The 286-nt window shown below is 49.3% G+C and carries 1 protein-coding gene; it reads right to left on the bottom strand.

The genetic code is table 11. The features are described 5' to 3' along the window. Window positions 1-286: NAD(P)-dependent oxidoreductase (locus AAEZ05_RS28215; protein WP_350649861.1), on the bottom strand; the 286-nt coding region annotated here is incomplete at both ends.

The following is a 286-nucleotide window of genomic DNA, read 5'->3' on the forward strand; positions in this document are numbered from 1 at the left end:
CTAATGCTGAGTAGTGGATCCTCGTCGGTGATAGGTTCTTGCTCAAACACGTCGCTAGCATAACCGATGATTTGCTCGCTATTAATGGCATCGGTCAGCGCTTGGCTATCGACAACGCCGCCACGAGCAACGTTGACGATAAGTGGTTGCTTAGCCATTTTTGCCAGAGTATCTGCATTAATAAGGTGCTGGGTTTGCTCGTTTAATGGACAATGCAAGCTCAGCACATCAGACTGCGCCAGTACCTCTTCAAACGCCGTATAATCCTCATTACGCGGCGTACGGT

Source organism: Pseudomonas sp. HY13-MNA-CIBAN-0226 (assembly GCF_040310305.1).
GTDB classification, from domain to species: Bacteria; Pseudomonadota; Gammaproteobacteria; order Pseudomonadales; family Pseudomonadaceae; genus Aquipseudomonas; species Aquipseudomonas gregormendelii.